Below are 4876 nucleotides of genomic sequence, written 5' to 3' on the forward strand. Positions count from 1 at the left end.
CGCTCTACCAACTGAGCTATGTCCGCCTGCGCGCTGTGTCCTCGGCGTCTGTGACGTCCGGGGGCCCTGCGGCGCTGGGAAACAATAACCAACTTCGGCCCGAGTGCCAAGTCGGGGCGTGTCCGGGTGGGGATTCCGCACCACGGTGCGGAATCCCCACCCGGACAGCGCGTGCCTCAGAGGTTCTCCGGCATCGGGCGCACGGTCAGTGACTGCTCGATGCGGGCGAAGGCCCCCTGCTCGTCGTGCATCCAGGTGGAGGTCAGGCCGGCGCCGGTCGGCCCCCACATCACCTGCCCGTCGAGCCCCACCCAGCCGCGCTCGGGCTGGCGCCACAAGTGGATGGAGATCTCCACGTTCGGGAACATCCACTCTGCCGGGCTCTGTCGCGGGCCGATGCCGTTGGCCGTGTCCGAGAGCGCCATGGCCGCGGCCACGGGGGAGACCTCCACGCCCTCCACCAGGGGGTGGTCAGTGTGCAGCCACGCGCGCCCGCGCCCGGGGCCGTGGCCCGGCACCTCCTTGAAGGTGAGCGAGTCGATGAACCCGCCGCTCCACACGTTCATGCCCTCCCAGTCGGGCAGCGTGTCCGGCGCCGGGAGCTGCTCGACCTCCTGCCCGGCCACGGCGGCGGTGTCCACGACGGCGATGCGCCAGGCGTGGGCCCGCACCACCACGCGGTCGGCGATGGTCATGGTCGCCTCGAGCAGCTCGATGGTGCGCCCCGGCCGCACCGTGCGCACCTCGATGGTCGAGGGCATCGCCGGCATGACCCCGTAGGCCTCCAGCGTGATGCGGGAGAGCTGCATGTCCTCGCGCTTCTCGTGCTCGTGCAGCTCGTGGGTGAGCAGCCCGACCACGGGGGCCAGGTGGTGCTCCCACGGTCGCCACGCACCCTGCACGTGGATCGTCGGCTGGTAGCGACCACCACCGAGGGGCTGGAAGTAGGCGGGGCTGTCGGTGGGCAGGGCGGCGACGACCTCGTCGGGGTCCGGCAGAGCATTCATGCCGGTCAGGGTAGGGCGCCGCCCCGCGCCCGGTGTGACGGCGCCCACCTAGCATGTGGCCATGAATGACACGCAGCCCATCGTCTGGGTCGACGGCGCCCTCGTGCCCGCCGACCGCGCCGCCGTGCTGGCCCTCGACCACGGCATCACCGTCGGGGACGGGGTCTTCGAGACCGCCGAGGTGCGCCACGGTCAGGTCTTCGCCCGCACCCGCCACCACGACCGCATGGACCGCTCGCTCGCCGGCATCGGGCTGGCCCCGCTGGACCGGGCCCGTCTGGACGCCGGCATCGATGCCGTGCTGGCCGCCTCCCGCGAGGTCCACGGCGAGGCCCTGCCCCTGGAGCGCCTGCGCTACACCGTCACCGGTGGGCGCGGCCCGCTCGGGTCCGGCCGCTACGACACCGAGCCCACCTACATCGTGGCGCTGGCGCCGGACCCCGGCATGGAGGGCCCGACCACCGTGGCCGTGGGCCCGTGGCGGCGCAACCTGCACTCCACGGTCACCGGGCTCAAGACCACGTCGTACGCCGAGAACGCGGTCATGCTGCTGGCGGGCTCGAAGCTGGGCGCCACCGAGACGCTCTTCGCCACCAGCGAGGGCGACCTCTGCGAGGGCACCGGCTCCAACACCTTCGTGGTGACCGACGGCGTGCTGCGCACCCCCGGCCTGGACCGCGGCCCGCTGGCCGGCGTGACCCGCGGCCTGGTCATCGAGTGGGCGCGGGAGGCCGGCATCGAGGTGCGCGAGGAGCAGGTGCCCATGGCCGACCTCGCCACCGCCGAGGAGGTCTTCATCACCAGCTCGATCCGCTCGGTGCAGCCGGTGGAGCGCCTCGTGGAGATCACCGAGTCGCCCCTGCCCACCGCCCCCGGCCTCGCCGCCCCCGTGGCGCCGTCCGAGCAGTACGGCGTCTCCTTCGACCGCACCCTCGAGGTGGGCCCGGTCACCCGTCGCCTGCAGGCGCTCTTCCGCGAGAACGCCGCCGCCACCCCCGACCCGTGACGCCGAGCCACAGGGCGCCGGCGGGCCCGGGTGGGTCCGCCGGCGCCGGCGCGGGGGAGCACGTGCCGCTGCACGAGCGGGACTGGGCCTGGCGCAACGCGCTGCGCTCGATGCCGGTCGTCGGGCCGTTCTACAAGGTGCTGGTGGGGGTCGTGGGCCTGTTCGTGGTGGTCCTGGGGCTCATCCTCGTTCCCTTCCCCGGCCCCGGGTGGGCCATCGTCTTCCTCGGGGTGCTGCTGTGGGCCACCGAGTTCCCCCCGGCCTCGCGGCTGCTCCACTGGGGGCGCCTGCAGCTGGGGCGGTTCACGCACTGGGTGGCCCGGCGGGGGTGGCCGGCCCGCATCGGGCTGGGCGTCCTCACCGCCGTGACGTGCACGGTCATCGTGTGGTGCGTGCTGTGGCTGATCGGCCCGCCGCCGGGGCTGCCGGCCTCCTGGGAGGACCTCCTGCTGCGCTGGGGCCACCTGCCGGGCGAGCCCGTCTGGGCCCGCTGACCGGGGTCGGGCGGGCCGCCAGCAGGCGGAATTGGCACCCTCCGCCGAGATGGGGTACTGTCTGCCCCCGCGCCGGTCACACGGCGAAGCGCACGGGCGCATAGCTCAGTTGGTTAGAGCGTTCGCTTCACACGCGAGAGGTCAGGGGTTCGAGTCCCTTTGCGCCCACCCGTTGCCGCCCCCGGAGTCCACCAGGACCCGGGGGCGTTCGCGTCCCCGGGGAGGACTGCGGTGACCCTGGGCGCGGGGCGTGGGGCGGTGGCCGCGCCGGTGGGGGAGCGGGCTGCGGCACGTAGACTGCGCGGGCGCGCGGAATCCCGCGCGCCACACCCCATCGAGATGCAGCACGCGCTGCACGGACAGGAGCAGTCATGGCCCCCATCAGTCTGACCGTGAACGGCGAACCCCGTACGGCCGAGACGGGGACCACTGGCACCGACCTGTTCGGCGAGGACCGCGCCGTCGTGGCCACCCGCGTCAACGGCGAGCTGCGCGACCTGTACCGCGAGGTGGCTGACGGCGACGTCGTGGAGGCCGTGCTCATCAGCGAGCCCGACGGGCTGGACATCCTGCGCCACTCGACGGCCCACGTGCTGGCCCAGGCGGTGCAGCAGGAGTTCCCCGAGGCCAAGCTCGGCATCGGACCGCCCATCACCGACGGCTTCTACTACGACTTCGACGTGGCCGAGCCGTTCACGCCCGAGGATCTCAAGAAGCTCTCCAAGGCCATGCAGCGCATCGTCAAGGAGGGCCAGACCTTCGTGCGCCGCGAGATCAGCGACGCCGACGCCCTCGAGGAGCTGGCCGCCGAGCCGTACAAGTGCGAGCTGGTGGGTCTCAAGGGCGGGGCGGCCGAGGAGGCCGCCGACGGCGCCTCGGCCGAGGTGGGCGGCGCGCAGCTGACCATCTACGACAACGTGAAGCGGGACGGCTCCGTGGCCTGGGGCGATCTGTGCCGCGGGCCGCACCTGCCCAGCACCAAGCTCATCGGCAACGGCTTCGCGCTCACCCGCTCGGCGGCGGCCTACTGGCGCGGCTCGGAGAAGAACCCGCAGCTGCAGCGCGTCTACGGCACGGCGTGGCCGTCCAAGGACGAGCTCAAGGCCTACCAGGAGCGCCTGGCCGAGGCCGAGCGCCGCGACCACCGCAAGCTCGGCGCGCAGATGGGGCTCTTCAGCTTCCCCGAGGAGGTGGGCCCCGGCCTGCCGGTCTTCCACCCCAAGGGCGGTGCCCTGCGCAAGGCGATGGAGGACTACGTCTACAAGCGCCACATCGAGGAGGGGTTCCAGTACGTCACCACGCCCCACCTGGCCAAGGAGCAGCTCTTCCACACCTCCGGGCACCTGCCGTACTACGCGGACGGCATGATGCCGGAGCTCGACGACGACGGGCAGGCCTACCGCGTCAAGGCCATGAACTGCCCGATGCACAACCTCATCTACCGCAGCGAGCAGCGCTCCTACCGTGACCTGCCGCTGCGCTTCTTCGAGTTCGGCACGGTGTACCGCAACGAGAAGTCCGGTGTGCTGCAGGGCCTCACGCGCGTGCGGATGATCACCCAGGACGACTCGCACTCCTACGTCACCGAGGAGCAGGCGCCCGGCGAGATCCGCCACCTGCTGGACTTCGTGCTCTCCCTGCTGCGGGACTTCGGGCTGGACGACTACTACCTGGAGCTCTCCACGCGTGACGAGGAGGGCGACAAGAAGGACAAGTTCATCGGCACCGACGAGCAGTGGGAGAAGGCCACCTCCGTGCTGCGCGAGGTGGCCGAGTCGACCGGGCTCGAGCTCGTGCCGGACCCGGGCGGTGCCGCGTACTACGGCCCGAAGATCTCCGTGCAGGCGCGCGACGCCATCGGCCGCACCTGGCAGATGTCGACCATCCAGTACGACTTCAACCAGCCGGAGCGCTTCGGTCTGGAGTACTCCTCGGCCGACGGTGGCCGGGAGCGCCCGGTGATGATCCACTCGGCCAAGTTCGGTTCCATCGAGCGCTTCATCGGCGTGCTCATCGAGCACTACGCCGGGCAGTTCCCGGTGTGGCTGGCGCCCACCCAGGTGCTCGGTGTGCCGGTGGCCGAGGAGTTCACCCCCTACCTGCGGGAGGTCCTCGACCAGATGAAGGCGCAGGGCATCCGCACGGAGCTCGACGACAGCGACGACCGCTTCCCCAAGAAGATCCGCAACGCGAGCACCTCCAAGGTGCCCTTCACCCTCATCGCCGGTGGGGAGGACCGGGACGCCGGGGCGGTGTCCTTCCGCTTCCGTGACGGCTCGCAGGAGAACGGTGTGCCGGTGGCCGAGGCCATCGCCCGCATCCGCGAGGCGATCGACACGCGCGCCCCTCGGGGTAGCGGGCGATGTAGT

The 4876-nt window shown here is 71.9% G+C and carries 4 protein-coding genes and 1 tRNA gene; 4 read left to right on the forward strand and 1 reads right to left on the reverse strand.

Annotated elements, in window-relative coordinates; genetic code table 11:
• Window positions 1-176: 176 nt before the first annotated feature.
• A complete protein-coding gene (locus tag HMPREF3099_RS10740; RefSeq protein ID WP_070706003.1) occupies window positions 177-1007 on the reverse strand; it encodes a thioesterase family protein in 831 nt (276 codons plus the stop codon).
• 61 nt (window positions 1008-1068) lie between these two features.
• On the opposite strand from HMPREF3099_RS10740, the gene HMPREF3099_RS10745 reads away from it, so the two are divergent.
• The 4 genes from HMPREF3099_RS10745 to thrS all read left to right on the forward strand — a co-directional run.
• Window positions 1069-2013 (forward strand): aminotransferase class IV, encoded by a 945-nt coding sequence (locus tag HMPREF3099_RS10745; protein ID WP_070706005.1) that lies wholly within the window; start codon window positions 1069-1071, stop codon window positions 2011-2013.
• A complete protein-coding gene (locus HMPREF3099_RS10750) occupies window positions 2010-2507 on the forward strand; it encodes a TIGR02611 family protein (RefSeq protein WP_237769843.1) in 498 nt (165 codons plus the stop codon). Before HMPREF3099_RS10745 ends, HMPREF3099_RS10750 begins: the two co-directional genes overlap by 4 nt.
• 94 nt (window positions 2508-2601) lie before the next feature.
• A tRNA-Val gene (locus HMPREF3099_RS10755) sits at window positions 2602-2675 on the forward strand.
• 203 nt (window positions 2676-2878) lie between these two features.
• Window positions 2879-4876: threonine--tRNA ligase (gene thrS, locus HMPREF3099_RS10760; RefSeq protein WP_070706009.1), on the forward strand; the 1998-nt coding region annotated here is incomplete at its 3' end.

This window comes from Kytococcus sp. HMSC28H12 (genome assembly GCF_001816045.1).
Classification (GTDB): Bacteria; Actinomycetota; Actinomycetes; order Actinomycetales; family Dermatophilaceae; genus Kytococcus; species Kytococcus schroeteri.

Excerpts from the sequence above, each read along its gene's own strand:
- HMPREF3099_RS10740 (WP_070706003.1), bottom strand. The coding sequence starts at position 1,007 with ATGAATGCTCTGCCGGACCCCGACGAGGTCGTCGCCGCCCTGCCCACC.
- HMPREF3099_RS10745 (WP_070706005.1), top strand. The coding sequence starts at position 1,069 with ATGAATGACACGCAGCCCATCGTCTGGGTCGACGGCGCCCTCGTGCCC.